Origin of the sequence: Cutibacterium avidum ATCC 25577, from assembly GCF_000227295.1 — a bacterium.
Classification (GTDB): Bacteria; Actinomycetota; Actinomycetes; order Propionibacteriales; family Propionibacteriaceae; genus Cutibacterium; species Cutibacterium avidum.
In genome coordinates this window covers 1,088,250-1,113,613 of the sequence record NZ_JH165054.1, presented here as the reverse complement: position 1 = coordinate 1,113,613, position 25,364 = coordinate 1,088,250, and the positions used below count along the sequence as shown (strand labels likewise).

Here is a 25,364-nt window from a genome sequence, read left to right as displayed (position 1 = left end):
ACACTTTTTCGGTGCGTGATGAATGGGTGAGGTCGGTCGAGAGGATGATCGCCAGGGATTTATCAATACGCTATTCTCACTGCCACACATCATGATGGATATGCGTTGTTCGAGTCTGTATCTTCGCTACACGACGGCCAAGATATTAGGTTGAGAATTCGTTGCTGAGTTTCTCGTAGCCGTTCGGAACCGTGGGACCTGGGTGGGCTTGTACTTCTCCCTAAGTGACTGGTCACGACCGAACTTCCTGCACCATGACGACCGTCATCACCCGATGCGGGGCGTCGCCCCTGATCATGTGCCAGATCTCGAGTCCTATCGGCAATTTTTGCATGGTCAGGTGAGGGAATTCCGGTTACGGACCGCTCGACGTCCTCTGGTTCGACTTCTCCTCCTCGGGGACGGGTCCGTAGCAGTGGGGTGCTGACGATCCCATTCGGATCGTCCGTGAGTTGCAGCCTGACGCGATCGTGGTCAACTGCCAATTTCTGCGCTTGAGAACAGCATGCGACTATCTCGCAGATAGGATTCTTGCGAGCTGGACATGTTGGGAGGCGATGGGTGATGGCCGGCAGTGGGACCACGACTCTCAAGGGCCAGAACGGGCCGCGGGCACGTCAGCTTGCGATTGCCGAGGCGGTCGTTCGAGCGGGGTCGGTTACCGTCGAGGACCTCGTCGAGGCCACCGGTGTATCTGCCATGACGGTTTATCGCGACCTTGCGACCCTCGAAGCCAGTGGAGTACTGCAGCGCCACCGCGGCCGGGTGGTTGCGGTTGCCAACGGTTTGCACGAGGCGGACGCCACATTTCGGCTGGAGCAGAGTTCGACGGACAAGCAGGCGGTAGCCGACCTTGCCGGCGACCTCATTGGCCCAGGATGCTCGATCATGCTCGACGACTCGACGTCGGGAGTGTGGCTGCTGCGGTCCCTCGGAGACCACTCACCACTGACGGTTGTTACCAATTCCCTCTTGGTGGCCGACGAGGTCATTGCCAATGGCTCGGACAAGCTCGTCGTCTCAGGTGGCGAGTACCAGTCCTGGGCGAAGTCGTTGATGGGCCCCGCGGCGGTTCGGATGATCCGTTCCATGCACGCGGATCTGTGCTTTCTGTCCGCTTCGGGGATCTTCGAGGCCGGCTGTTATCACCCGTACCAGGAGGTCGTCGAGGTCAAGCGGGCCATGCTCGAGTCAGCCGAGAAGCGGGTCCTGCTGCTCGACCACACCAAGTTCGGACGACGCGCGCTGTTCAAATTTGCCGATCTGACGGAATTTGATCACGTCGTCGTCGATGCCCACACCCCACACGGGATTCTTGACCAGCTGCGCGATCTTGGCGTCCACCTCATGGTCGTGGGGGATGATTCGTCAGGGTCCTGACGACGATCGTTTCCGCTTCGCGCCCCCGCGCCGATCACACACCGCACCGCTTCGACGGGGTTTTCACACGCGTGGTGTGAATCTGTCCGTGCCTCTCCGCACCCATTCACCAGAAGTCATGGTGATTCTGTCCGCTACGGACACTTTTGATCGCTGACGTCCCGTTCACACCCGAATGACCGCGCCCGACTGTGGCGAAAGTCACACCTTAATCCCTTACTTTTCACATCAACAGTGTTAATATCAACACTATGAGTCGTTGCTTCTCGCATTCGCGAGTGAGACTCCCCAACGCACGGCAACGAAGCATGGAGGGATCATGGGACTGAGAATCGTTGTCGCCGCAGATCCGGCGGCAGTGCAGTACAAGGACGCCATCAAGGCCGATCTCGAGGCTGATGCGCGAGCCGACGAGGTGATCGACGTCGGCGTCCAGGAGGGTGATGACACCCTGTACCCGCACATCGGCGTCAAGGGAGCCCACGTCATCAAGGATGGCAAGGCCGATCGAGGCATTTTCCTCTGCGGCACCGGAATGGGCATGGCCATCACCGCCAACAAGGTGCCGGGCATCCGAGCCTGCACCGCCCACGACTCCTTCTCCGTGGAGCGCCTCATCATGTCCAACGACGCCCAGGTCCTGTGTCTGGGACAGCGCGTCATCGGGCTCGAGCTCGCCCGTCGTCTGGCCCGCGAGTTCATTGGGTACACCTTCGACCCGAGCTCTCACTCCAAGACCAACGTCGATCTCATCAACGCCTACGAATCAGGCGACATCGCCGGGGAGACTGCCCCGGGCAGCTGCTGCTGACACCGGTGTGGCGCGGGCGCCGATGACCGCGCCACCCACTTCACACCTCACATCTGAGCCACCCTATCCCCTGGGGGACGACCTCCAGGACGCCCAGAAAGACCGTGTGCAGCACCGTCGTTGCCCACGGACATCCGATCGCGGGTAGATCCCGCCCTCATGAAGGAACACCGATGTTCACCACCTCTGTTGGAGTCTTCATCTTCGGGCTCCTCGCCGCCATCGCCGGCGGCGCTGTCGGAGCTGCCATTGGCGGCAACTATGCCTTCGTCCTCACCGGCTTCTGCGTGCTGGCCTCCTGGGGAGTCTTTGCCGCAACCGGAAACACCTTCGGCTTGGACTACCTGGCCTTCGGTCCCTTCATGGGACCGCACATCGCCTTCGCCGGCGGCGTCGCGGGAGCCATTTACGCCCGCTACCGTGGCCGTCTCGATGACGGCAAGGACGTCAACACCCCGCTGGCCGGCATCGGCCGCCCTGACATCCTCCTGATCGGTGCCCTCTTCGGCGTTTTTGGATACCTGTGCCAGATTGGCATCTCCAACATCCCGTGGTTCGGCAAGCACACCGACTCCGTTGCCCTGACGGTGCTGATCTCCGGTCTGCTCGCCCGCCTCGCCTTCGGCGGTCTCCCCGGAAAGGGTCTGTTCCATGGCTCCCTGCACAACCCGGAGCTCTTCCACGAAGACGCCACCACCTTCCCGGCCAAGATCAAGCCGGGTCCCAATGGACGGTGGCTGGAGTGGCAGGAGAAGCCCAGCCAGCTGCTGACGATCGGTTCCCTCTTCGGCATCTTCGCCGGTGGAGCCTCGCTCTTCCTGGCCGCCAACGTCGGCGCCCGCCTCACCAAGATGGGCTTCGACAACAACCTGGCCGCCCTCAACGCCAACAGCTTCTGCTTCGGAATCTCGGCCGTCATCATCCTGTTCCTCATCACCAACCGGAACATGCCGGTCCAGCATCACGTGACAAACATCGCCGGCCTGGCCGCAGTGCAGTTCTTCCCGCTGCTGATGGGCAAGAGCATTGGCACCTATACCTGGACGGCCACTTCGACGTGGGATTCCCACACCTGGGGAATGGCGGCGGTCGCCCTGCTCATCGCCGCGATCTTTGGCATCTTCGCCGCTGGTCTCGGTGAGTTCTGCGCACGGCTTTGGTACGACCGCGGCACCAGCCACATCGATCCGCCTGCTGCTGCCATCTGGCTGAGCAACACCGTGGTCGTCACACTGGTTGCCCTGTTCGCCTGACCTGACCCAAGGAAGTAGCAAGTATGAATGACGTCATCGACGCACCAACCGCATTCGCCAATGCCTATGTCTTCGACATGGACGGCACCATCTACCTCGGCGACCACCTCCTGCCCGGTGCCCGCCGCATGATTGAGGAGCTGCGTCGTCGCGAGATTCCCGTGAGGTTCCTGTCGAACAACCCGACGAAGGATCCGAGTCAGTACGTCGAGAAGCTCGAGAAGCTGGGCCTGCCGACCGCTATCGAGGACATCTCCAACACGGTCGTGACGACGACGCGCTGGCTGGTCAACAACCACCCGGACGCCAAGGTCTTCGCCATCGCGGAGGAGCCCCTCAAGCGGAGCTTGCAGGAGGCCGGTGTCGAGCTGTGCGAGGATCCCGAGAAGATCGACATCGTCATCGCCTCGTACGATCGCACCTTCGATTACCGCAAGCTGCAGATAGCCTTCGACGCCATCTGGTTCCACAAGCGCGCCTTCCTAGTCCAGACCAATCCGGACCGGTTCTGCCCCTTCCCGGGCGGCCGCGGCGAGCCCGATTGCGCTGCCATCACAGCAGCCATCGAGGCGTGTACCGGACAGCAGTGCAAGGTCAGCCTGGGGAAACCATCCCCGGTCATGCTCACCGAGGCGCTGTCCGGGCTTGACGTCGATCCGTCGGATTGCGTCATGGTCGGTGACCGACTGCAGACCGACATCCAGATGGCCCTCGACACCGGCATGAAATCAGCCTGCGTGCTGACCGGTGAGGCCACCGCGGATGACGTCGCAGCACTGGATGCCGAGCACCGTCCGACCTGGACCCTGGATCGCATTGACCGGCTGATCCCTGCCTCGGCATGGCAGGAGCTCGGCTGGACCGAAGACAACGACTGACACGACGACGGGGCTGCGAGCATCGCGGCCGCAGCCCCTCAAGACACACTCACAGGAGACAACGATGTTGAACAACGGCCCTTACCTCTTGGGCATTGACTACGGCACCGAGTCGTGCCGAGTGGCAATTTTCGACCTCGAAGGACGTCCGCTGACCTTCGCAGCGACCCCGTACAAGACCACCCACCCCCGTCCGGGCTGGGCCGAGCAGGATCCCGAGGAGTGGTGGAAGGCCCTTCAGGCGTCCTGTCATCGTGCCATCGCGGCTGCCGGGATCTCCCCGGCTGCCATCGCCGGTATCTCCTACGACGCCACGACGCTGACGATGGTTGCCATGGACGAGCGTGGCAACGAACTGCGTCCGGCCATCATGTGGATGGACGTCCGCGCCACGGAGCAGGCCGCTCGCGCGGAGGGATCTGACTCGGTCGCCCGCCTCTACAACGGCGCCGGGACCTCCCCGGCAACCGCCGAGTGGTATCCCTTCAAGGCCGCCTGGCTGCGTGAGCACGAGCCGGAGACCTATCGCAGGACCGCTCACCTCGTCGACGCACCGGACTGGGTGACCTACAAACTCACCGGCGAGTGGACGACCAACATCAACTCCGCCGCCATCCGGATGTACTACAACCGCGACAAGGGCGGTTGGCCGGAGGACTTCTACGAGACCATCGGCTGTGGTGACGTTTTTGACAAGATCCCGGAGCGGGTCCTCGATCTCGGCACCCCGGTCGGCACCCTCGGCACAATTCCTGCTCAGCTGCTCGGTCTGCGTCCGGGAATTCCGGTCGCTCAGGGTCTGGCTGATGCATGGGCCGGCCAGATTGGACTGGGCGTGCTGTCCCCGGGTTCGATGGCTCTCATCACCGGTTCCTCGCACGTGTTGACCGGCCAGTCCGACACCGAGATCCACGGCCAGGGATTCTTCGGCGCGTACACCGACGGCGTCATGCCCGGCCAGTACACCGTCGAGGGCAGCCAGGTCTCGACCGGTTCGGTGCTCAAGTGGTTCAAGGACAACTTCGCCGCCGACTACACCGCTGCCGCAGAGAAGATCGGTCTCAACCCCTACGACGTCCTCAATGAGCAGTCCCGGAACATCCGTCCCGGATCCGACGGCCTCATCATCAACGAGTACTTCCAGGGCAACCGCACCCCGTACACCGATTCGAAGGCTCGCGGTATCATCTGGGGACTTTCCCTCATGCACACCCCGGCGCACTTCTACCACGCCATTCAGGAGTCGGTCTGCTACGGCACGGCCCACAACCTGCGCGCCATGAAGGCTGCCGGTTTCGAGGTCGACCGCATGGTCGCCTGCGGCGGTGCCACCAAGAGTCGCGACTGGATGCAGATGCACGCTGACGTCGCAGGCGTCCCGATCGCACTGACCGAGGTTGGCGACGCCGTCGTGCTCGGTACCTGCATGGTCGCCGCCGTCGGTGCTGGCCTGTTCGAGGACCTGCCCGAGGCTGCCAAGCAGATGGTTCACGAGATTGACGTCATCGAGCCCGACCAGGAGCGTCACGAGGAGTACGAGTACTACGTGGACAAGTACTGCGACACCTACCCGCAACTGCGCCCGATGATTCATGACATGGTCGATCACGAGGCCGACAAGAACTGACGATCACACCGATCAGAGGAGAAGTAATGTCCGAATTGATTGACAAGGCATTGGCCGATTGCGACGACACCGACGTCGTGATCATGGGTCACGACGTGCTTGATGAGACCGGGCGCGTGTTCAAGGAACTGTTCGGTGGCGCGAAGGCGATCATCATTGCCGACGAGAACACCTGGGCCGTTGCCGGTGAGCAGACCAAGGCGTCCTTCGAGACCCACGGGGTCGAGACCGTCGAGCCGATGATCTTCCCGGGACGTCCCACCGTCTACGCCTGCTATGAGAACATCGAGAAGATCCGTGACCACATCCGTGACCTCGACGGGGTGATTGCCTGTTCCATCGGTTCGGGCACTCTCAATGACCTCACCAAGCGAGCCAGTGACGAGCTGGGGCGGCGCTACATGAACGTCTGCACGGCCGCATCGATGGATGGATATGCTGCCTTCGGCGCCTCCATCACCGAGAACGGTTTCAAACACACCATGAGTTGTCGCGCCCCCCAGGCTCTCATTGCCGATCTGCCGATGATGGCTGGTGCGCCCCAGCGCTGCACCGCCACCGGACTGGGTGACCTCATCGAGAAGATCCCGGCCGGAGCTGACTGGATCGTCGCTGACGAGCTGGGTGTCGAGCCGATTGACCAAGAGGTGTGGGATCTCGTCCAGGGTCCGCTGGCCAGCGCGATCAGTGACCCGGAGGGCCTTGCGAATGGAAAGCCGGAGGCATTCAACGGTCTCGTCGAGGGTCTTGTGATGTCCGGTTTGGCGATGCAGAAGTACCGCATCTCGTCTCGTCCCGCGTCTGGTGCCGGCCACCAGTTCTCCCATGTGTGGGAGATGGAGCATCTCGGTATGGATCAAGAACCCCCGTTGACTCACGGGTTCAAGGTGGGCCTGGGAACCATCTCGGTGCTGGCCCTGTGGGAGAAGGTGTTGGAGCATGACTTCACGACTCTTGACGTCGACACCGCCGTCGCCAAGTGGCCCACGGCCGAGGAGATGGAGGCCAAGGTTCGCGCCAACTTCACCGGCGACATGCTGGAGCCGGCCGTCAAGCAGACGATGGACAAGTACCTCGACGCGGATGCCCTGCGCGAGCGTCTGGAGGTCGTGAGATCGAAGTGGCCGACCATCCAGGAGCGCTGCCGCGCTCAGGTGATGCCTGCGGCCCACGTGGAGAAGATCATTCAGGCCGTTGGCGGCATCTACCATCCGGCCCAGATCGGCTTGACCCGGGAGCGCTTCCACGACACCTACTACCGGTGCCAGATGATCAGGTCGCGGTACACCCTGCTCGACCTGCTGGTGGAGACAGGGACCATCAGCGACTTCGTTGAGCCGCTGTTCGAGGCTGACGGATTCTGGGGTCAGCGCCCCTGGCCGCAGGACTGACAAGGTCCGTCAGAACTGACACATAGACCGTCGTGGGGCGCGGGCCGGCTTACTCGCCCCGGCCCCAACCCACGACTGCATCGAGGAGAGGGTCATGGCCGACAAGTTCGTGGTGGGACTGGATTTTGGCACTCTGTCGGGACGTGCTGTCATCGTCAGAGTTGGCGACGGTACCGAAATGGGCACTGCTGTCCATGAGTACCCGCATGGCGTCATGGACCGGGTGTTGAGTGCGGCGGACGGACAGGAATTGCCGCCTGATTTTGCGCTCCAGGACCCTGCTGACTACATGGAGACACTTGAGGTCATAGTTCGCAAGGGCATCGAGGATGCCAAGATCGATCCCGCGCAGGTTGTCGGGATCGGATTGGATGTCACCTCGGCGACGGTCGTGGCCGCGAAGGCGGATGGCACCCCCATGTGTCAGCTGTCTGAGTTTCGTGATGAGCCTCACGCCTGGGTGAAGCTGTGGAAGCATCATGGTGCGCAGGATCAGGCGGATCGCATCGTGAAGCTCGCACAAGTGCGTCGGGAGCCGTGGCTCGCTCGCTACGGAGGGATTCTCTCCTCCGAGATGCTCATGCCCAAGGTCCTTGAGACCTTGGAATGGGCGCCGGGCGTCTACCATGCCACCGATGTCTTCTGCAATGCATTGGACTGGTTGACGTGGAGGCTAACCGGAGTTCTCGCCTTTTCAGCAGGGGATTCGGGATATAAACGTATGTATCAAGATGGCCAGTACCCGTCCCAGGAATACCTGACCAACCTGAATCCTGAATTTGCTGATGTCTTCGTCGAGAAGATGAATGCACCTGTGTTGCCGTTGGGAGCGCGAGTCGGTGGATTGACACCTGAATTCGCCGAGCGTCTTGGCCTGCCGGCAGGAATCGCCGTCGCAACCGGAAATATCGATGCCCACGTCACGGCAGCAGCTGTTCAGGCAGTTGAGGATGGCCAGATGACGGCCATCATGGGAACCTCTGCCTGCTACGTCGTCCCAGGGCCGCAGTTGAGGGAAGTCCCGGGGATGTTCGGCGTCGTCGACGGAGGGATAGTCGACGGCTCATGGGGCTTCGAAGCCGGTCAGACGGCCGTCGGGGACATCTTCGCCTGGTTCGTCAACAATTGTGTCCCAGGTTCCTACCATGACGAGGCCACGCGTCGCGGTATAGGTATCCACGACTTGTTGACTGAGAAGTGCGCGGGTCAGGAGGTTGGAGCCCATGGGCTCATCGCACTGGACTGGCACAACGGCAACCGATCAGTCCTGGCGGATGCGAATCTGTCTGGAATGATTCTTGGTCAGACCCTCACGACAACCCCGGAGGATCAGTACCGAGCCCTGCTGGAATCAACAGCTTTTGGTGCCCGCACCATCATCGAGTCGTTCCGTGATTCAGGTGTTGACATCGATGAGCTCGTCGTCGCTGGCGGGTTGACCAAGAACACTTTCCTCATGCAGCTGTTCTGTGACATTTGCAGGGTGCCTCTGAGCGTCGGGACCGCGCAGCAGCCGGGTTCACACGGATCTGCGGTCTTTGCGGCAGTGGCCGCCGGTCTCTACCCAGATGTCAAAGCAGCCTCTGCTGCCATGGGAGCGAAAGAGGATGGCGTCTACCAGATCAATGAGGAGAGAGCCGTTCAATATGACGCCTTGTACGCCGAATACGCTCGTCTTCACGACTACTTCGGCCGCGGCGGAAACCAGGTCATGCACCGGCTCAAGGAGATCCGACGCCAAGCACGTTCGCGGGCCCGGGAGGTCAAGAGAGGGTGACGAAGGAAGGCATCCTTGCACATTTGTGACATCGACACCCCCACAAGTGCATGGCGATGGGGTTGCGAATAGGATTCCCAGTGAGGACCTGAGCCCCCACCCATCGCCATGACGAGCGACAACACATCACACAGATCAGGCCAACAAGCCAATACGAGAGGAACATCGTGGCAACCGAACTGACGTGGACCGACACCGACAGGCTCGCTGTCGACACCGCACGAGTGCTGGCGGCCGACGCCGTCGAGAAGACCGGTAACGGGCACCCCGGCACCGCCATCTCCCTGGCCCCGCTGAGCTACCTGCTCTACCACAAGGTCATGGCCGTCGACCCGGCCGACCCGAACTGGCTCGGCCGTGACCGCTTCATCATGTCCGCAGGACACTCCTCGCTGACCCAGTACACCCAGCTCTACCTGGCCGGTCTGGGCCTCGAGCTGTCCGATCTGGAGTCCCTGCGTACCTGGGGATCCCGGACTCCTGGCCACCCCGAGTACGGCCTCACGAAATTCATCGAGACCACCACTGGCCCGCTCGGTGCTGGCGTTGCCAACGCCGTCGGCATGGCGATGGCAGCTCGCCGTGAGCGTGGCCTCCTCGACCCGGACGCCGCTCCCGGAACCAGCCCCTTCGACCACTACGTCTACGCCATTGCCGGTGATGGCTGCATGCAGGAGGGCATCGCTTCCGAGGCGTCGTCCCTGGCTGGGACCCAGGAACTGGGCAACCTCATCCTGTTCTACGACGACAACCGGATCACCATCGAGGGCGACACCACCATCGCCTTCTCCGAGGACGTCGAGGCTCGTTACGAGGCTTACGGCTGGCACGTCCAGCACGTCGACTTCACCAACGGGGGCACCACCTACGAGGAGAACGTCGAGGCCCTCATGGAGGCCATCGACAACGCGAAGGCCGTCACCGACAAGCCGTCCTTCATCCGTCTGACCACCGTCATCGGCTGGCCGATCCCGGTGCTCGCCGGCCTGGCCCAGGTGCATGGTGCGAAGATCGGCACCGAGGGCGTCAGCGCCCTCAAGGAGAAGCTCGGTTTCGAGGACACCCCCTTCGCCATTGACGTCGAGATGGTCCAGAAGGTGCGTTCCGCCTTCGCCGAGCGCGGCAAGGGTCTGCGCGAGGCATGGGACAAGAAGTTCGTCGCTTGGCACGACGCCAACCCTGACGGCGCCGACCTCCTTGAGCGGATGCTTGCCCACAAGCTGCCCGACGATCTCGAGATCCCGACCTTCGAGCCCGGCAAGATGAGCACCCGCAAGGCCTCCGGAGCCGTCCTGAGCGCTCTCGGTCCTCAGCTTCCCGAGCTGTGGGGCGGATCGGCAGACCTCGCCGGCTCCAACAACACCACCATGAAGGGGGCCGACTCCTTCCTGCCCGAGGATCGCTGCTCCGAGAAGGATCCAGGTGGCCCCTACGGTCGCACCATCCACTTCGGTGTGCGCGAGCACGCCATGGGTGGCATCCTCAACGGCATCACCCTGTCGGGCCTGACCCGTTGCTACGGCGGAACCTTCTTCGTCTTCTCCGACTACATGCGTCCCTCGGCCCGTCTCGCGGCCCTCATGAAGGTTCCGTCGATCTTCGTGTGGACCCACGACTCCATCGGCGTTGGTGAGGACGGCCCCACCCATCAGCCGATCGAGCACCTGGCTTCCTACCGTGCCATCCCGGGCCTCGACATCGTCCGTCCGGCCGATGCCAACGAGACTGCGGTGGCGTGGCGCACCATCCTGGAGCACATCGACCGTCCCGCCGGACTGGTGCTGTCGCGTCAGGATCTGCCGACGATCGACCGTAACGAGTACGCCTCTGCCGAGGGTGTTGCCAAGGGTGCCTACGTCGTGTCCGAGGCCGGCGCAGAGCCCAAGCTCATCCTCATCGGCACCGGATCCGAGCTGTCGGTGGCCCTCGAAGCGCAGAAGAAGCTGGAGGCTGACGGGGTCCCGACCCGGGTCGTCTCGATGCCGTGTCAGGAGTGGTTCGACGAGCAGGATGAGGAGTACCGCGAGTCGGTTCTGCCCAGCTCGGTGACCGCTCGTGTCAGCGTCGAGGCCGGTGTCGCCATGGGATGGTCGAAGTATGTCGGCTGCAAGGGTGCTTCGGTCTCCCTGGAGCACTTCGGTGCCTCTGCTGCCGGAACCCTGCTGTTCGAGAAGTTCGGCTTCACCGCCGACCACGTCGCAGAGGTCGCCAAGTCCGTTCTGTGACGCGGACCGAGGCATGACGATGTCGAACCGACGCCGGGCGAGCCAAGACGAGGAGATGCTCCACGTTGCGGAGATGTACTACTTCCAGCAGATGACCCATGCCGCGATCGCCCAACGACTCTCCATGAGCCGTTGGACGGTTGGCAGGATTCTCGAGGAAGCTCGCCGCACCGGGATGGTCAAGATCACCATTGATCACCCACTCGCCCGGCATCACCGGCTCGAGACCGAGTTGGTGGAAACCTTCGGGTTGCAAACGGCCGTCGTCGTGCCCGTCCAGGCCAGTGACGAACTGACCCTGGACCTTGTCACTCGGATGGCAGCTCAGCGGCTGTCCGAGTGGCGACCCCAGCCGCAGGTGGTCGCGGTGAGTTGGGGACGGACGACGGCTCATCTCGCTCAGCACCTGGGGTCTGGTTGGGATCCCGATGTCGTTGTCGCCCAGACCAACGGCGGTGTTGCCGTCACGAGGAACGACCTGGTGGGACGCTCCGTCGTGCGGATGGCCGAACTCGGCCCGGGCAGATCGCTCACCCTGCAGGCCCCGACGATCGTCGGATCGGCGGATCTGGGGGAGATGCTCCGCAAGGACGCGTCGGTCTCACGCCCGCTGGAGGCTGCCCACAAGGCTGATCTCCTCGTCTACTCGCCCGGAGCTGTCAGTACCGATTCGATCCTAGTGACGGCGGGCCACGTCACGAAGGACGGTATCGAGGAGCTGCGTCGCAAGGGTGCCAGCGCAGACATCATGAGCCACTACGTCGACGTCCACGGCGAGGTCGTCGACGAGGAACTGGATTCGCGCACGATTTCAGTGGATTTGGACTGCGTCAGGGTAGCAGGCGACAACCACAATCCTTCGCGTCCTCGACGAGTCCTGGCCGTTGCATCGGGAGTCGAAAAGGCCGAGGCCGTGGAGACCGTTTTGCAGGGAGGATTGTGCACGGACCTCGTTGTCGATGCCCATGCTGCCGAGCAGGCTCTGCAGTGATCCTTTGTGTGGTCCCAGGGTCCGGACCCTCATTTCTGCACGGAAGTGCAGACTTCTGACGAATGTGGGATTCGCGTGTGACCAGTGGTTAGCGTGAATGGTGTCGGGCCCATTGCCGGGCCACAACCCACCTTCGGAGGTACGAAGATGCTCAAGATTGCAGTGCTCGGTGCGGGCGTCATGGCCACCGCATTGACCTTCCCCGCCGTTGAGAACGGCAATGACGTCCGTCTCATCGGCACCCACCTCGATGACGAGATCATTGATTCCATTCAGGCCACCCGGGAGCATCCTGTTCTCGAGCTCAAGGTCGACGAACGCGTCAAGGCCTATCACTTTGCTGACGCTGCCGAAGCCGTCGAGGGGGCCGACGTCATCATGAGCGGCGTCAACTCGTTCGGTGTGGACTGGGCCGGTGAACAGCTGGCCAAGCTGGCGAAGCCGGGCCAGACCATCCTGTGCGTCACCAAGGGCATGCAGGCTGACGAGGACGGTACCCTTCACATCCTTCCTGATGTGTTGAAGAAGCACATGGGCGACCTTGCCAACGAGGTTCACTGGGCAGCGATCGTCGGACCGTCAATTGCCGGTGAGCTGGCTGTACACCGCAACACCTGTGTGGTGTTCTGCGGTGAGGAGCAGAAGGTGCTGGACCGGCTAGCTGCGGCGTATCGCACCGACTACTACCACGTCTGGACGTCCACCGACTTCATCGGACACGAGGTCGGTGCCTGCATGAAGAACATTTTCGCCTTTGGAGGCGGATTTGCGGCTGGCATGCTCGAGAAGGCCGGCCAGACTGATGCCAGGTACGTCATGTACGACTACACGGCAGCCTTGTTCGGTGAGGGAGCCCGCGAGCTCAAGCAGATGGTTTCCTTCATGGGCGGCGATGCCGAGGTGGCCACCGGTCTGGGCGGTGTTGGCGACATGTTCGTGACGACGATGGGCGGACGCAATGTACGCGCCGGCACCTATGTCGGAGCCGGAGTGCCATTCTCGGAGATCCGCAACGTCAAGATGAAGGGCATCACCCTCGAGGGGGTTGCCGCCATCGGTGTCGTCGGCGAGGCGATCGGAAAGATGACCGAGCGCGGGGTCATTGCCGAGACCGACTTCCCGCTGGTGCGGGCACTGTACGAGATCGTCGCCCACAATGCGCCGCTCGACCTGCCTTGGGAGAAGTTCTTCGGTGGGGAGAGGTGATCCCTGGCCCGCCTCGGTAGGGGGTGTGAACCCAGTGCGGGCGTGACGATGCCCGAGAGCCGTGAGGCTCTGCTCACCTTTCCACGGCCACGAGCACCCACCGTCACTGGTATCTGCCGTCGGCACCCACCGCCGCGGGTTCAAAAACTGCCGACTCGAGAGGGTCTTGAGCACTCTGGTGTTTCACGACCCCGCAGGTCGGCGTTTTTGTGCACCGGGACTGGATTGCTGGGTGCTTCCAGTGGTTTGCCTGGATGGGCCGGGTAACCGCTCGGTGGTTGTGAACCGGAGGTGCCCTTCGAGCCACCACGACCTAGACTCATCTGGTCGAACTAGAAAGGCTGTCATGAACAACGTCATCGAGGTCACCGACGCGACCTTCGCCTCCGAGGTTCTCGGGGCTGCCAAGCCCGTCCTCGTCGACTACTGGGCTGACTGGTGCGCCCCCTGCAAGCAGCTCTCCCCGATCATCGAGGAGCTGGCTGGGGTCTATGGCGACCGGATGGTTTTCGCCAAGGTCGACACCAACGCCAATACCCGGATTGCGGCCGAGCAGGGAATCATGTCCCTGCCCACGATTCAGGTCTGGCAGAGCGGCCAGCTCGTCAAGTCGCTGCAGGGCGGTAAGACGAAGAAGGCGCTCGTCAAGGTCATCGAAGAGTTCGTGCGCTGAGGAGGAATCATGCCGTCCGCCACCAAGAAGGTTTCCCTGGTCCGTCGTAGTGAGGGCCATTACACCGCCACCAACGCGCGTGGCGGTCAGATCCGTTTCGGCTCCGGTCAGGATGCCGAGTTCACCCCCGTCGAGTTGCTGCTGGCAGCCATCGGTGGATGTTCGTCCGTCGATGTCGACACCGTGACGAGCCGTCGCGGCGGGCCGACCCAGTTCACCGTGTCCGTCATGGGCACCAAGGTGAGCGACGAGGAGGGCCGAGCATCCCTGGGGGACGTTTCGGTCGACTTCCAGCTCAGCTTCCCCGACACCGACGAGGGCCATGAGGCGGCGGGACTGGTGAATCGCGTCGTCGCGATGTCGCGAGACAAGAACTGCACCGTTTCTCGCACGGTTGAGGCGCAGACCCCGGTGACCTTCAGCGTCGCTGGTGAGCCCTTGAACTGAGGCACCTCACGCGGAGGTCCTGGGAATCCACACAGACGTGACGACGGCCGGGCCCGGTGACGAAAATCCCCGGGCCCGGCCATCGTATGTCAGCAGGAGATGAGATCGCGCAGCCAGGCGATCATGTTGTCCTCAGCCTCTTTCGCCTGGGGGAAGGCGAGGGTGAAGCTCTGGGTGGCGTGGGCCATCCCCGGGATCGTCGTCAGCTGCACCGGCACCCCGGCTGCTTCCAGCTTGTGTTGCCACGCGAAGGAATCGTCGCGTAGCGGGTCGACCTCGCAGTTGAGCAAAAACGTCGGCGGAAGGCCGGTCGCATCCTCCAGACAGATCGGATTGCTGCACGGGTCGTCAAGACTCGCCCCATGAGACAAGTAACGAACATGGCTGTGGTGCAGCACGGCCGCGAGACCGGGGGCGTCACGCTGGGCCTCGGCCATCGCGTCGGAAGTGTCTGAAAGGTCGAGAACCGGCACCTCGAGGACCTGACCGAGGATCTTCGGGCCACCCTCGTCGCGGCAGGTGATTCCTGTCGCAGCCGCGAGATTTCCGCCGCCTGAGTCCCCGCTGACGACAACCCTGGATGCGTCGAACCCCTCAGCTTGGGCATTTTCTGCAACCCATCGTACGACATCGACGACGTCATGCAGGTTCTCGGGGTAGTTGTGCTCGGGCAGCAGCCGGTAGTCGACGCTGACGACGCACATGCCGGCACGCCGGGCAATGTTGGCCGTGCGGGAGAGCACGGTGCGCGGAGAGCCGTGAACAAAAGCCCCGCCGTGGGCCCACACCAGTACTGGAGTGGGGTCGGGGAGGCCCTCCGGACGCTGGATCAGGACCGGGATGGGGCGATCGCGGCCTGGCACCATGCGATCCTCGAGCTCCAGTGAGTCGGGAATCTCGGGTGTCAATTTTCCCCGTAGGCTTGCTGCGAAGTCATTTTGCTGCGCCCGTTGCTCCGCGAGCGTCTGTTCCTTCCGGGGCTGACGCTCCAGGATTTCGGCTAGTCGTGGATCCAGTTTCATCTCATTTCACCCTTGTCACTCGTGTGATGCACAACGATCCGAGGACGGCCAGGACGATCGTTGCGATGAAAAGTCCGGGATAGCCGGTCGTCTTTACCAGCGTCGCGCCGATACCGGGGGCGAAGACGATCGGCAAGGAGTTGGCGGCGTTGAGGAAGCCCAGGTCACGAGCCGAATCGTCACGGTTGGGCAGAACCTCGACCATGAGCGCGCCATCGACGGCCATGTACGTACCGAAAGCGGCGCCGCCCATGGCTGCAAAGACGGTGAGGGTCCAGGGCTCGTTGACCAGGAAGAGAGGGATGACACCCGCTCCCGCGATGAGCGGGGCGATCATCGTGAAGGGCTTGCGACGCTTGACCTTGTCGGACCATGGCCCGGTGATGACGTCGAGGATGACGGCGGTGACGGCGAGAACCGCTGAGTTCATGGCAATGAGCTTTCCGGCGGCTGCCCGTGTCATTCCCATCTCGTCAGTGGCGATGTAGAGCTGGAACTGCATCACCATGAACAGGGAGATGACGAAAAGGAACCGGCCAACCAGAATCCACCAGAACTGTCCATCCGCGGGCGGCTTCATCTGGGATGCGAACTGACGCCAGGTGACCGGCGGCCGTGGGGAGTGATTGCGCAGCGGGTGAGGTGGCAGGAGGAAGACCACGATGATGCTCGAGATCAGCATCATCCAGGCTGCGACGAGGAATCCTTGGGATGGTCGGGTGACAAGCGCCCCTGCGATAACCGCACCAATGATCTGGGCCAGAAGATAGCCCGCGCCGCCAAAGGCGGACACCTTGCCGAGTACGGAGTCGGGGACGTAGTCCGGGGGAACGGCGTTGAAGGCGCCGAGCATGCAGTTGAGTCCGCCTTGGTAGATCATGTGCGCGATGACGAGGAGGGCGGGGTTTCTGGTCAGGCCGATGGCGGCGAAGGCCAGGGTTCCGATGATTGCGCCGCCGATGATCCAAGGGTTGCGCGGGCCGAACCGTGACCTCGTGCGGTCTGACAGGGTGCCTGCCGTGATCATGCAGATGACAGCTGCGATGGCTCCCGTGGTGGTGAGCAGGGCGAGGAAGTCGACCTTGTCCTCAGGTTTCACTTCAGCAGCCAGTGCCGCGAGCAATGTTCCACAGGCTGCGCCGACGGCGGCCCAGCCCAACTGTCCGATGAACATGACTGCGCCAAGACGGCCGGTACTCGCGTACTGCTTCTGCTGAGGCTGGGCAGCTTCGTTCGGGGTTGTCGTCATGGGCTTGCTCCTTTGCCGGGGAGGTGCAGGTGAGCCGACCTCCACAAAACCCTAGTGGTACTAGGTATTGTAGGACATGGTTCCCGGCGTGGTCGACATCTGGGGTGGCTCGGACACGTCGGAGAACCCAAAATCCCGCCTCGCGGCCGGTGTGAAACACTGCCTTGAGCTGTAAGTCCGCGAGACGGGATTCTTGTGAACCGGAACTGAGGGGAGTGTGGGGTCGGCGTCGGCTTACCCGTAGGCTGACACGGTGCCCCGATCGCCTCTTCCACAACGTCACGGCCTGGAATCGGCATGGGTCCACACTCCCGATCACGGAGAATGTCGCAGGTTGGCGACCGCACGGGGGATTGACGGCTGGCCCTGGCTGACGATGCGTGACTATCTGGTCGAAAAGCTCGTCAGAGTGGGTGGGCAGCGAGTTGACGAGATGCTCGACGAGGGGAGGTTCGTCGACGAAGCCGGATGTGTCTTCACGGGGAGCTCCCCCTTCGCTCCGCAGACATTTGTCTTCTTCCACCGCGATCTTCCTGAGGAGACCTCTGTCCCAGCTGGTATCGGGATCTTGTACGCCGACGATCGGATCCTGGTCGTCGACAAACCGCACTTCCTGTCGTCAATTCCGCGAGGCCGGCACGTTCTCGAGTCGGTCGTTGTCCGGCTGCGGACCCAGCTGGGGTTACCAGAACTGACCGTGGCCCATCGTCTCGACCGGGTCACTGCCGGAGTGCTTCTGCTGACCAGGGAGAGGAGGTGGCGTCGGCCCTACCAGGAGATGTTCGAGCGCCGGAAGGTGTTCAAAAAGTACCGGTTGGTCGCCCCTGTGGTGCAACACCGTGCCGGGGACGGGGTCGTGGTGACGAAAGACGGCTGGCAGGTGAGGTCGAGAATCATCAAGGAACGAGGCATCCTGCAGGCTCGTGAGATTCCGGGCGAGCCGAATGCCGTGACTGGCATCACTTTGCTGGCCGAGCATGATGGGCTGGGCCTCTACGAGGCTAGACCGAGGACTGGTCGCACCCACCAAATTCGTCTCCACATGCAGCGGTTGGGAGCTCCTATAGTCAATGACCCCTTTTACCCGGTACTTCTGGATACCCCGGTGGATGACTTCAGCCACCCGTTGCAGTTGCAGGCCTGGCAGATGGGATTCACCGACCCCGTCTCCGGGGAGCCAAAGGTCTTCACGTCGAGGTTGGGTCTGTCTGCCTGGCAGCAAGTGGCATGGACCCGCCCAAGAATGAGGTGACGAAAAACGGCCGCCTCCCCGGAGCTCGATTCGTAGGAGTGCTTCCCGCTGTGCCAGAGCGGTGTCTCTCGGTGTTGGGGCACCCACTGCTATTCCCTGAAACAGTGGTTCGCCGCATCGCCTCGTACCTTCACGAAGCGACACGGCGAAAACTGACGAGAGACTCAGCGTCCCAGCTCGGCGAGGAACCTCTCCGCGTCGAGGGCTGCACGACATCCGGATCCGGCCGCGGTGATGGCCTGCTGGTAATGGGAGTCAACCAGGTCACCGCAGGCGAAAACTCCCGGCAGGTTGGTGCGGGTGGACGGCTCGGCGCACACGACGTATCCGGCATCGTCCAGGTCGACCTGGCCCCGGAGCAGCTCGGAACGCGGGTCGTGTCCGATGGCCTCGAAGACTCCTGACACCTTGAGTCGACGCTCCTCACCGGTCTTGGTGTCACGCAGGGTCACCGACTCCAGTTTGGACTCGCCCTGCATGGCGACGATCTCGCTGTTCCATGCGAAGGTGATCTTGGGGTCGGCCTCGGCACGGTCGGCCATGATTTGGGAGGCGCGCAGCTTATCACGACGGTGAACGAGGGTCACCGAGTTGGCGAACCGGGTGAGGAAGGTGGCCTCCTCGACCGCGGAGTCACCGCCGCCGACGACAGCGATGTCCTTGCCGGTGAAGAAGAACCCGTCACAGGTGGCGCACCAGGACACGCCACGACCCGACAGACGGACCTCGTCCTCGAGACCGAGCTTGCGGTAGGCCGATCCCGTGGCGAGGATCACCGCGCGGGCGTGGTGAGTGTTTCCATCGGTGTCGATGACCTTCTTGATCTCACCGGTGAGGTCGACCTCGGTGACGTCGTCAGCGACGAGCTCGGCCTCGAATCGCACGGCCTGGGCACGCATCTGAGCCATGAGATCCGGGCCCATGATGCCCTCGGAGAAGCCGGGGTAGTTCTCGACCTCGGTGGTCTGCATGAGGGCACCACCGGCATCCATGGATCCTTCGAAGACGAGCGGCTTCAGCCCTGCGCGGGCGGTGTAAACGGCTGCGGTGTATCCAGCCGGACCGGAACCGACGATGATGACGTCACGGGGCTCGTCGTCGCCTCGGGTGTCGGTGTCGATGGTCTCGGTGGACGGTTGAACGGTGTCGGTCTCCGAGGAATCGGACAGCGAGATGTTGCCGAGGATGGTGTTGGGTACAAGGGGCTGAGTTGTCATGGCGTCTCCTGGTCGGTGACTGGTTCAGGGATCAACCTATCCAGCACACAAAGGGTTCAGGACATTCCCGGTGGGGATTAGGGGCGGACGGCGGGCCCTCCGGTGCTCTCACGAATGACGAGGTGCCAGGGTACGGGGACGTCGGTTCCTGGTTGGTGCGTGTCACTGCTGGATTGGCCGATGCGTTGGGTGAGGATCGTCAGGGTCTTGTCAGCGAGCGCGTTCAGATCAGGAGCGATGGTAGTCAGGGTCGGGGTTGAGTAGACACCCTCTTCAGTGTTGTCGAATCCCGCGATTGCAATGTCTTGCGGGACTCGCACCCCAGCTTCGTGACAGGCGCGAACCGCACCGATAGCCATTGTGTCGTTGAAGCAGAAGACGGCGTCAGGCTTTTCCGTGAGGCCGAGTAGATGGTTCATGGCATCAAACCCAGCTGATCGCGAGTAAGTAGGTACGCCCACCACCAGGTCGTCGTCGAGGGGAATGGCTGCTGTTTCTAGCGCCTGACGATATCCGGTGAGCCGCGTCGATGCAGTGCCCTGATCTGGGACGTGACCTATGGCGGCGATCCGCTGGTGCCCAACTTCGATGAGATGCTCGGTCATCCGGCGTGCTGCGTCGACAGATCTCACTGCGACATGGTCATGATCGGGTGGAGTTGCCCGCTCACCGAGTAACACCATGGGAACATTGGTGGGATGGTCGGAAATCTCCTCCGAGGTCAGAGACAGGGGTGAGAAGACAATCCCATCAACGACGCCCCGGCCGAACCGAGTGAGTACTCGATTTTCCATGACGGGATCCGCGCCAGTCAGCTCCATCAGAGCGATGAGCCCCTCCTTCTTGGCCCGCTCTGAAATACGAGAGGCGAGCTCTGCGAAATAAGGGGTCTCAATTTCCGGGAGAGCCAGAGCGATGAATCCGGTTCGTCCGGCTTTCAACTGGCGCGCTGCGCGATTGGGTTGGTAGCCGAGTTCCTTGATGACCTGCTCGACCCGAGCTCGGGTGTCAGGGCGGACGTGGGGGCTCTCATGTACAACGTTAGAAACGGTTTTGACGGACACTCCTGCAGCTTCGGCAACATCCACGAGGCGCGCTGTCATGATCATGATTTTAGATCCTCGTGATGGTTCGAGCAATGTCGCAGGGCTGACGTCTCGGCGTGCACCTTGCATGTTCCGTTACATCGTTGTAAAAATGGATTACAACGTTGTCCAGGAGCTACGGAGACGGCACCGACGTCGTCGCATAGAGGAGACATCCATGAGGACAACGACTGTCCACGTCCATCCCGCCTATCAGGTGGGAGAAGTAAACCGGAGGATCTTCGGCAGTTTCGTCGAGCACATGGGTCGCTGTGTCTACACCGGCATCTTTGAGCCGAATCATCCCGATGCTGATTCCCGCGGATTTCGGCGTGACGTGGCAGCGCTCATCAAGGAACTGGGAATTACAGTTCTCCGCTATCCCGGTGGAAATTTCGTCTCGAACCACCGTTGGGAGGATGGCGTCGGACCGCTCGAGGAGCGACCGAGGAACCTTGATTTTGCGTGGCGGTCGGTTGAACCCAACACCGTTGGGGCCAATGAGTTTCTCGCATGGTGTCGACGCATGGGTATTGAGCCGATGCTCGCAGTCAATCTTGGGACACGTGGGCTCAACGAGGCCATGGAATTCCTCCAGTACGTGAACGGAGATACCGACACCCGTCTTCCCCAGTTGCGTAGGAGCCATGGGTGGGAAGATCCGTGGAACGTCGAGACCTGGTGTCTGGGAAATGAGATGGACGGACCTTGGCAGATGGGCCACAAGACGCCCGACGAATATGCCCGGACGGTGACCGAGGTGGCCAATGCCTTCCACCGCTTCGACGACAAGCTGTCCCTCATTGCGTGCGGTTCCTCATCGCGGTCCATGCCGACGTTCGGACGCTGGGAGCGCGTCGTCGTCGATGCAGCGTTCGACAACATCGACATGGTGTCAGCCCACGCCTACTACGAGCCCATAGATGATGATGTCGCCTCCTTCGCCTGTTGCGCAGAGGACATGGAGAGGTACATCCGCGATGTCGTCGCCACCCTCGACCACGTCGCGGCCATGCATCACAGTGACCGTCGACTCAAGATCTCCTTCGACGAATGGAACGTCTGGTATCAGAGCCGGTTTGGTGGGGAGAATGCTATCGGCATGGAGCATGCGCCGCACCTCATCGAGGACACTTACTCGGTCTTGGACGCGATGGTCGTGGGCTCCCTCCTCATCACCCTGCTACGTCATACGGACAGGATTGGTGTCGCATGTCAGGCACAGCTTGTCAATGTCATCGCTCCGATTCGTACTGAAGAGGGTGGTCGCGCCTGGCGGCAGACGATCTTCCACCCATTCGCGTTGATGTCACGACACGCTCGCGGGGTGGTCCTTGATACTCGCTGCGAGGGACCGGCAATCTCCACACAACGGTGGGGAGGAGCCGGTCAGGTGTGGACCGTGGCGACGTGGGATGCCGAGAACCATGATCTCGTGGTCTTCCTCGTAAACCGTGACCTTCACGAGAGAGCTCGGGCACGGATCGATCTGCGGGCCTTTGGTGACTGCAAGGTTGTCGAGTGCCTCGCTCTCGACGATGAGGACATTGCAGCCGTCAACACCGCAGACCAACCAAACCGCGTTGAACCGCGCAACGCTACCTGCGACATCACGTCAGGAATTCTCACTTTCGATGCCAATCCGGCGAGCTGGAATTGCCTGCGGCTGAAGACCTCGTCTAATGAGGACAGCTGATTTTCGGAATGGGTGGATCGATGTCGATCTGACCAACAAGGAAGGAAGAACACAGCATGATTGAAAATCTGACACGACGGGGTTTCCTCTCTGGCACAGTGGCGGCCGGTGCGATAGTCGGCCTGACTGCTTGCGGTGGCGGCAAGTCTGCCGGGGGTACGGCGAGCGACCAGGCATCGGGCAGTGGCGGAAAGACTTACGACGGTCCCAAGGTTGAGCTCACCTTCTGGAATGGCTTCACCGGTGGTGACGGTACCTTCATGAAGAAGCTCGTTAACAAATTCAACTCCAGTCATGACAACATCAAGGTCACCATGCAGTCCATGCAGTGGGCCGACCTTTACAAGAAACTCCCGACCGCTGTCACAGCAGGCAAGGCCCCTGACGTGGCTGTCATCCACCTTGACTCGGTGGCGACCATGGCGGCCCGCAAATCCATCCAACCTCTCGACGACGTCGCCAAGGCACTTGATCTGAAAGGCCCCGACTTTGCGAAGGTGCCGTGGGTAGCTGGAATCTACCGCGATGTACGGTACTCGATTCCGCTCGACGTCCATCCCATGGGCATGTTCTTCAACAAGACCGTCATGGACAAGGCTGGGCTGGATCCCAATAAGCCGCCGCAGACCCAGGGCGATTACATGTCTGCATTGGAGACACTCAAGTCCAAGGGGGTTGCTGGGCACTGGGCATCACCGTTCCAGTTCACCGGAGGAATGAGCGTCTACAGCTTGGTGGCCCAGTTCGGTGGAGGACTCTTCTCGGAGGATGCCTCCCATGCGACGTGGCACGAAGAGCCGGGCATCAAGGCCATGACGTGGTGGATGGATTTGGTCAAGAAGGGGTATTCCCCAGCCAAGGTTGCCCAGGATGCGGACTTCGTCGCCTTTCAGAACGGGAAGACCGCTTTCAACTGGAATGGCATCTGGTCGCTTAACACCTTGGCTGAGAACAAGGCTTTGGAGTGGGGGGTTGCCCCGTTGCCACAGATCGGTGAGCTTAAGGCTGTCTGGGCCAACTCTCACCAGTTCACGATCCCGACGCAGCGCAATGGGAACTCAAACCGTGTGGATGCTGCCAAGGTGTTCGTCAACTGGGTTTCCCAGCAGTCGCTGGAGTGGGCCAAGGGCGGCCAGATCCCGGCACGTAACTCGGTCCGCGAAAGTGATGGTTTCGCCAAGCTGACTGGACAGTCAACCTTGGCCAAGCAAATCAACGACGTGGTGTTTCCCCCAACCGTCCCTGGCATCAATGATGTCATCGGTGAGTTCTATCGCGCTGTCAACGAAATCGTGCTTGGTGGCAAGGGAGTTGAGTCGACGTTGAAGGAATCCGCCAGCAGAGCCGACAAGATTCTCGAGGAGAACCGAAAGAAGTATCAGTGATGTCGGTCTCAGTGGAAGGAACTACAAGGAGGAGACGTAAGAGCGTCGAGGGTTCTGCGGGGGTTGCGTTAGTCTTTCTCGCTCCCTACCTCGTCGTGTTCACGGTCTTCGTCGCCGTCCCCGCAGTGTACGGTATCTGGATCAGTCTGCATGACTGGGACTTCACCCTCCCGGCGCGTCCTTGGGTGGGGTTGCAGAACTATGCGGATCTGTTTGACCCACAATCGGTGCAGTACGAGCAGTTCTGGCGAGGCATGGCGAACACCGGTATCTTCACGGTGGCGAGTGTGCCTTTCCTTGTAAGCCTTCCGTTGGGGCTCGCAATCCTGCTGAACATGAAGTTCCCAGGGCGGACGTTCTTCCGGGCAGTGTTTTTCGCTCCCTATGTGCTCGGTGTTGCTGTCATCGGTGTCATGTGGAGATACCTGCTGGACGGCAACTTCGGTCTGGTGAACGCCATTTTCCACACAAACATACAGTGGACCACCTCCCAACCCTGGGCCTGGATTGGTCTGGTCGGTGTCACGGTCTGGTGGACGATCGGGTTCAACGCAGTGATCTACATGGCCGGCCTGGCCAATATCCCTCAGGAACAGTATGAAGCCGCGGCCATCGACGGTGCTGGACGGTGGCAGCAGTTCAAGTACGTGACCATGCCAGGGCTGCGGCCCGTGCTGATCTTCGTTCTTGTCACAACGGTGTTGGCCAGTGCCAACATGTTCGGCCAGTCCTACACCATCACCCAGGGTGGCCCGGCTGAGTCGACACGGACCGCAATCATGGTCATCACCGACCTGGGATTCAGCCAGAACCGTGCCGGTCAGGCCGCCGCGGAGAGCTACATCCTTGCTGCCATCCTCATTGTGATTTCAATCGCGCAGTACTACGCCACACGCGATCGCAAAGAGGCGAAGGACCGACGTCGGTTCCGTCATACTGCCCGGTCCAGGAAGGGCGAACTGTCATGAGGAAGACATGGAGGAATCCGTTGTTCTGGGTAATGATGGTAATTCTTACCGTCATCTTCCTCGGGCCTCTCGTGGTCATGATCCTCACCTCGTTCAAGACGAGCATCGAGGCAAAGCAAGTTCCTGCCACATCCTTTCCACACACCTGGACGTTGCGTGCCTACCGGCAGTTGCTGTTCGTAGATGATGCGAGTCCGGTTCTTCGATGGGTACTGAACTCATTTGTGGCTGCGACGGTCAATTCGGTACTGACCTGTTTGTTTGCCGCGATGGCTGCCTACGCCTTTGCCCGGCTGCGGTTGCCCGGGAAGAACGTCCTGTTCGCAATCGTCCTGTCGACGATGTTCGTGCCGGGGTTCATCTTCCTCATGCCGAACTTCGAGTTGATGTCGAAGCTTCAGTGGTTGGACTCGCTTCCAGCGATCATCTTCCCGGGAACCGCAGGAGCTTTCGGAGTGTTCTTCCTCAGACAATTCTTCGTGGCGCTGCCGAAAGAGTTCGAGGAGAGCGCGATGATTGACGGAGCCGGACCATTCACGACCTTCTTCAAGATCGTGCTCCCCAACGCCAAAGGAGCCTTGGCGACCCTGCTCGTGCTGTCTTTCCTGGGCAACTGGAATGACTTCGTCTGGCCAATTTATGTGTTGTTCAGCGACGCGAGTCTCACGCTCCCAGTCGGTCTGACCCGCCTGCAAGGAAGTTACACAATTGACTACCCGGTCATCATGGCTGGTGCGACGATGGCAGCCGTTCCGGTTCTCGTCATTTACGTAGTCTTGCAGCGGTACATCATCGAAGGCGTTGCCAGCTCCGGCCTCAAGGGGTGAGGAT

The 25,364-nt window shown here is 61.6% G+C and carries 21 protein-coding genes; 17 read left to right on the top strand and 4 right to left on the bottom strand.

The window, feature by feature from the left end:
• Positions 1-564 precede the first annotated feature (564 nt).
• The 12 genes from HMPREF9153_RS04960 (at position 565) to HMPREF9153_RS04905 (ending at position 14,659) form a co-directional block, all read left to right on the top strand.
• The gene (locus tag HMPREF9153_RS04960; RefSeq protein ID WP_004810014.1) at positions 565-1,380 is read left to right on the top strand and encodes a DeoR/GlpR family DNA-binding transcription regulator; all 816 of its coding nucleotides are present in this window, start codon (positions 565-567) and stop codon (positions 1,378-1,380) included.
• Between the two features lie 319 nt (positions 1,381-1,699).
• Positions 1,700-2,191, top strand: coding sequence for an RpiB/LacA/LacB family sugar-phosphate isomerase (locus HMPREF9153_RS04955; protein ID WP_004810011.1), 492 nt, complete (start codon positions 1,700-1,702; stop codon positions 2,189-2,191).
• A 173-nt stretch (positions 2,192-2,364) separates the two neighbouring features.
• A complete protein-coding gene (locus tag HMPREF9153_RS04950) occupies positions 2,365-3,444 on the top strand; it encodes a DUF7973 family transport facilitator (protein WP_004810010.1) in 1,080 nt (359 codons plus the stop codon).
• 23 nt (positions 3,445-3,467) lie between these two features.
• Complete coding sequence (locus HMPREF9153_RS04945) at positions 3,468-4,322, top strand: HAD-IIA family hydrolase (RefSeq protein WP_004810008.1); 855 nt, start codon at positions 3,468-3,470, stop codon at positions 4,320-4,322.
• Between the two features lie 64 nt (positions 4,323-4,386).
• A complete protein-coding gene (locus HMPREF9153_RS04940; RefSeq protein WP_004810007.1) occupies positions 4,387-5,949 on the top strand; it encodes an FGGY-family carbohydrate kinase in 1,563 nt (520 codons plus the stop codon).
• Positions 5,950-5,975: 26 nt separating this feature from the next.
• Positions 5,976-7,340 carry a sn-glycerol-1-phosphate dehydrogenase gene (locus HMPREF9153_RS04935; RefSeq protein WP_004810004.1) on the top strand — a complete coding sequence of 455 codons (1,365 nt, stop codon included), beginning with the start codon at positions 5,976-5,978 and terminating at the stop codon, positions 7,338-7,340.
• A 94-nt stretch (positions 7,341-7,434) separates the two neighbouring features.
• Positions 7,435-9,117: a ribulokinase gene (locus tag HMPREF9153_RS04930; protein WP_004810002.1), complete on the top strand. Its 1,683-nt coding sequence runs from the start codon at positions 7,435-7,437 to the stop codon at positions 9,115-9,117.
• 167 nt (positions 9,118-9,284) lie between these two features.
• Positions 9,285-11,342, top strand: a complete 2,058-nt coding sequence (gene tkt, locus HMPREF9153_RS04925) for a transketolase (protein ID WP_004809998.1) — start codon at positions 9,285-9,287, stop codon at positions 11,340-11,342.
• A 19-nt stretch (positions 11,343-11,361) separates the two neighbouring features.
• Complete coding sequence (locus HMPREF9153_RS04920; protein WP_036980026.1) at positions 11,362-12,333, top strand: sugar-binding transcriptional regulator; 972 nt, start codon at positions 11,362-11,364, stop codon at positions 12,331-12,333.
• Between the two features lie 147 nt (positions 12,334-12,480).
• Positions 12,481-13,539, top strand: a complete 1,059-nt coding sequence (locus HMPREF9153_RS04915) for an NAD(P)H-dependent glycerol-3-phosphate dehydrogenase (RefSeq protein ID WP_004809993.1) — start codon at positions 12,481-12,483, stop codon at positions 13,537-13,539.
• A 346-nt stretch (positions 13,540-13,885) separates the two neighbouring features.
• Complete coding sequence (gene trxA / locus HMPREF9153_RS04910) at positions 13,886-14,212, top strand: thioredoxin (RefSeq protein WP_004809990.1); 327 nt, start codon at positions 13,886-13,888, stop codon at positions 14,210-14,212.
• A gap of 9 nt (positions 14,213-14,221) precedes the next feature.
• Complete coding sequence (locus tag HMPREF9153_RS04905; protein WP_004809989.1) at positions 14,222-14,659, top strand: OsmC family protein; 438 nt, start codon at positions 14,222-14,224, stop codon at positions 14,657-14,659.
• Between the two features lie 89 nt (positions 14,660-14,748).
• Here HMPREF9153_RS04905 and HMPREF9153_RS04900 read toward each other — a convergent pair whose 3' ends face one another.
• Positions 14,749-15,681 carry an alpha/beta hydrolase gene (locus HMPREF9153_RS04900; RefSeq protein ID WP_004809987.1) on the bottom strand — a complete coding sequence of 311 codons (933 nt, stop codon included), beginning with the start codon at positions 15,679-15,681 and terminating at the stop codon, positions 14,749-14,751.
• 1 nt (position 15,682) lies between these two features.
• Positions 15,683-16,855, bottom strand: a complete 1,173-nt coding sequence (locus tag HMPREF9153_RS04895) for an MFS transporter (protein WP_036902134.1) — start codon at positions 16,853-16,855, stop codon at positions 15,683-15,685.
• 451 nt (positions 16,856-17,306) lie between these two features.
• On the opposite strand from HMPREF9153_RS04895, the gene HMPREF9153_RS04890 reads away from it, so the two are divergent.
• Positions 17,307-18,182 (top strand): pseudouridine synthase, encoded by an 876-nt coding sequence (locus tag HMPREF9153_RS04890; RefSeq protein ID WP_023032129.1) that lies wholly within the window; start codon positions 17,307-17,309, stop codon positions 18,180-18,182.
• Between the two features lie 164 nt (positions 18,183-18,346).
• Here the strand turns inward: HMPREF9153_RS04890 and trxB are convergent, their stop codons facing one another.
• Positions 18,347-19,399, bottom strand: coding sequence for a thioredoxin-disulfide reductase (trxB, locus tag HMPREF9153_RS04885; protein WP_004809981.1), 1,053 nt, complete (start codon positions 19,397-19,399; stop codon positions 18,347-18,349).
• Between the two features lie 77 nt (positions 19,400-19,476).
• Positions 19,477-20,502: a LacI family DNA-binding transcriptional regulator gene (locus tag HMPREF9153_RS04880; protein WP_036980023.1), complete on the bottom strand. Its 1,026-nt coding sequence runs from the start codon at positions 20,500-20,502 to the stop codon at positions 19,477-19,479.
• 160 nt (positions 20,503-20,662) lie between these two features.
• Between HMPREF9153_RS04880 and arfA the strand changes: the two genes are divergently transcribed.
• Genes arfA through HMPREF9153_RS04860 form a run of 4 tightly spaced genes read left to right on the top strand, consistent with a single transcriptional unit; the run spans position 20,663 to position 25,360 of the window.
• Positions 20,663-22,180 (top strand): arabinosylfuranosidase ArfA, encoded by a 1,518-nt coding sequence (gene arfA / locus HMPREF9153_RS04875; RefSeq protein ID WP_036979611.1) that lies wholly within the window; start codon positions 20,663-20,665, stop codon positions 22,178-22,180.
• Between the two features lie 56 nt (positions 22,181-22,236).
• The gene (locus HMPREF9153_RS04870) at positions 22,237-23,565 is read left to right on the top strand and encodes an ABC transporter substrate-binding protein (protein WP_004809976.1); all 1,329 of its coding nucleotides are present in this window, start codon (positions 22,237-22,239) and stop codon (positions 23,563-23,565) included.
• Positions 23,565-24,533 (top strand): carbohydrate ABC transporter permease, encoded by a 969-nt coding sequence (locus HMPREF9153_RS04865; protein WP_004809974.1) that lies wholly within the window; start codon positions 23,565-23,567, stop codon positions 24,531-24,533. The genes HMPREF9153_RS04870 and HMPREF9153_RS04865 overlap by 1 nt, the downstream gene beginning before the upstream one ends.
• Entirely contained in the window at positions 24,530-25,360 is an 831-nt protein-coding gene (locus tag HMPREF9153_RS04860; protein ID WP_004809972.1) for a carbohydrate ABC transporter permease, read from the top strand. The genes HMPREF9153_RS04865 and HMPREF9153_RS04860 overlap by 4 nt, the downstream gene beginning before the upstream one ends.
• Positions 25,361-25,364: the final 4 nt, after the last annotated feature.

Coding starts and splice junctions, on each gene's coding strand:
- HMPREF9153_RS04960 (WP_004810014.1), top strand. CDS start 565: ATGGCCGGCAGTGGGACCACGACTCTCAAGGGCCAGAACGGGCCGCGG.
- HMPREF9153_RS04955 (WP_004810011.1), top strand. CDS start 1,700: ATGGGACTGAGAATCGTTGTCGCCGCAGATCCGGCGGCAGTGCAGTAC.
- HMPREF9153_RS04950 (WP_004810010.1), top strand. CDS start 2,365: ATGTTCACCACCTCTGTTGGAGTCTTCATCTTCGGGCTCCTCGCCGCC.
- HMPREF9153_RS04945 (WP_004810008.1), top strand. CDS start 3,468: ATGAATGACGTCATCGACGCACCAACCGCATTCGCCAATGCCTATGTC.
- HMPREF9153_RS04940 (WP_004810007.1), top strand. CDS start 4,387: ATGTTGAACAACGGCCCTTACCTCTTGGGCATTGACTACGGCACCGAG.
- HMPREF9153_RS04935 (WP_004810004.1), top strand. CDS start 5,976: ATGTCCGAATTGATTGACAAGGCATTGGCCGATTGCGACGACACCGAC.
- HMPREF9153_RS04930 (WP_004810002.1), top strand. CDS start 7,435: ATGGCCGACAAGTTCGTGGTGGGACTGGATTTTGGCACTCTGTCGGGA.
- HMPREF9153_RS04920 (WP_036980026.1), top strand. CDS start 11,362: ATGTCGAACCGACGCCGGGCGAGCCAAGACGAGGAGATGCTCCACGTT.
- HMPREF9153_RS04915 (WP_004809993.1), top strand. CDS start 12,481: ATGCTCAAGATTGCAGTGCTCGGTGCGGGCGTCATGGCCACCGCATTG.
- trxA (WP_004809990.1), top strand. CDS start 13,886: ATGAACAACGTCATCGAGGTCACCGACGCGACCTTCGCCTCCGAGGTT.
- HMPREF9153_RS04905 (WP_004809989.1), top strand. CDS start 14,222: ATGCCGTCCGCCACCAAGAAGGTTTCCCTGGTCCGTCGTAGTGAGGGC.
- HMPREF9153_RS04900 (WP_004809987.1), bottom strand. CDS start 15,681: ATGAAACTGGATCCACGACTAGCCGAAATCCTGGAGCGTCAGCCCCGG.
- HMPREF9153_RS04895 (WP_036902134.1), bottom strand. CDS start 16,855: ATGTTCATCGGACAGTTGGGCTGGGCCGCCGTCGGCGCAGCCTGTGGA.
- HMPREF9153_RS04890 (WP_023032129.1), top strand. CDS start 17,307: ATGCGTGACTATCTGGTCGAAAAGCTCGTCAGAGTGGGTGGGCAGCGA.
- trxB (WP_004809981.1), bottom strand. CDS start 19,399: ATGACAACTCAGCCCCTTGTACCCAACACCATCCTCGGCAACATCTCG.
- HMPREF9153_RS04880 (WP_036980023.1), bottom strand. CDS start 20,502: ATGACAGCGCGCCTCGTGGATGTTGCCGAAGCTGCAGGAGTGTCCGTC.
- arfA (WP_036979611.1), top strand. CDS start 20,663: ATGAGGACAACGACTGTCCACGTCCATCCCGCCTATCAGGTGGGAGAA.
- HMPREF9153_RS04870 (WP_004809976.1), top strand. CDS start 22,237: ATGATTGAAAATCTGACACGACGGGGTTTCCTCTCTGGCACAGTGGCG.
- HMPREF9153_RS04865 (WP_004809974.1), top strand. CDS start 23,565: ATGTCGGTCTCAGTGGAAGGAACTACAAGGAGGAGACGTAAGAGCGTC.
- HMPREF9153_RS04860 (WP_004809972.1), top strand. CDS start 24,530: ATGAGGAAGACATGGAGGAATCCGTTGTTCTGGGTAATGATGGTAATT.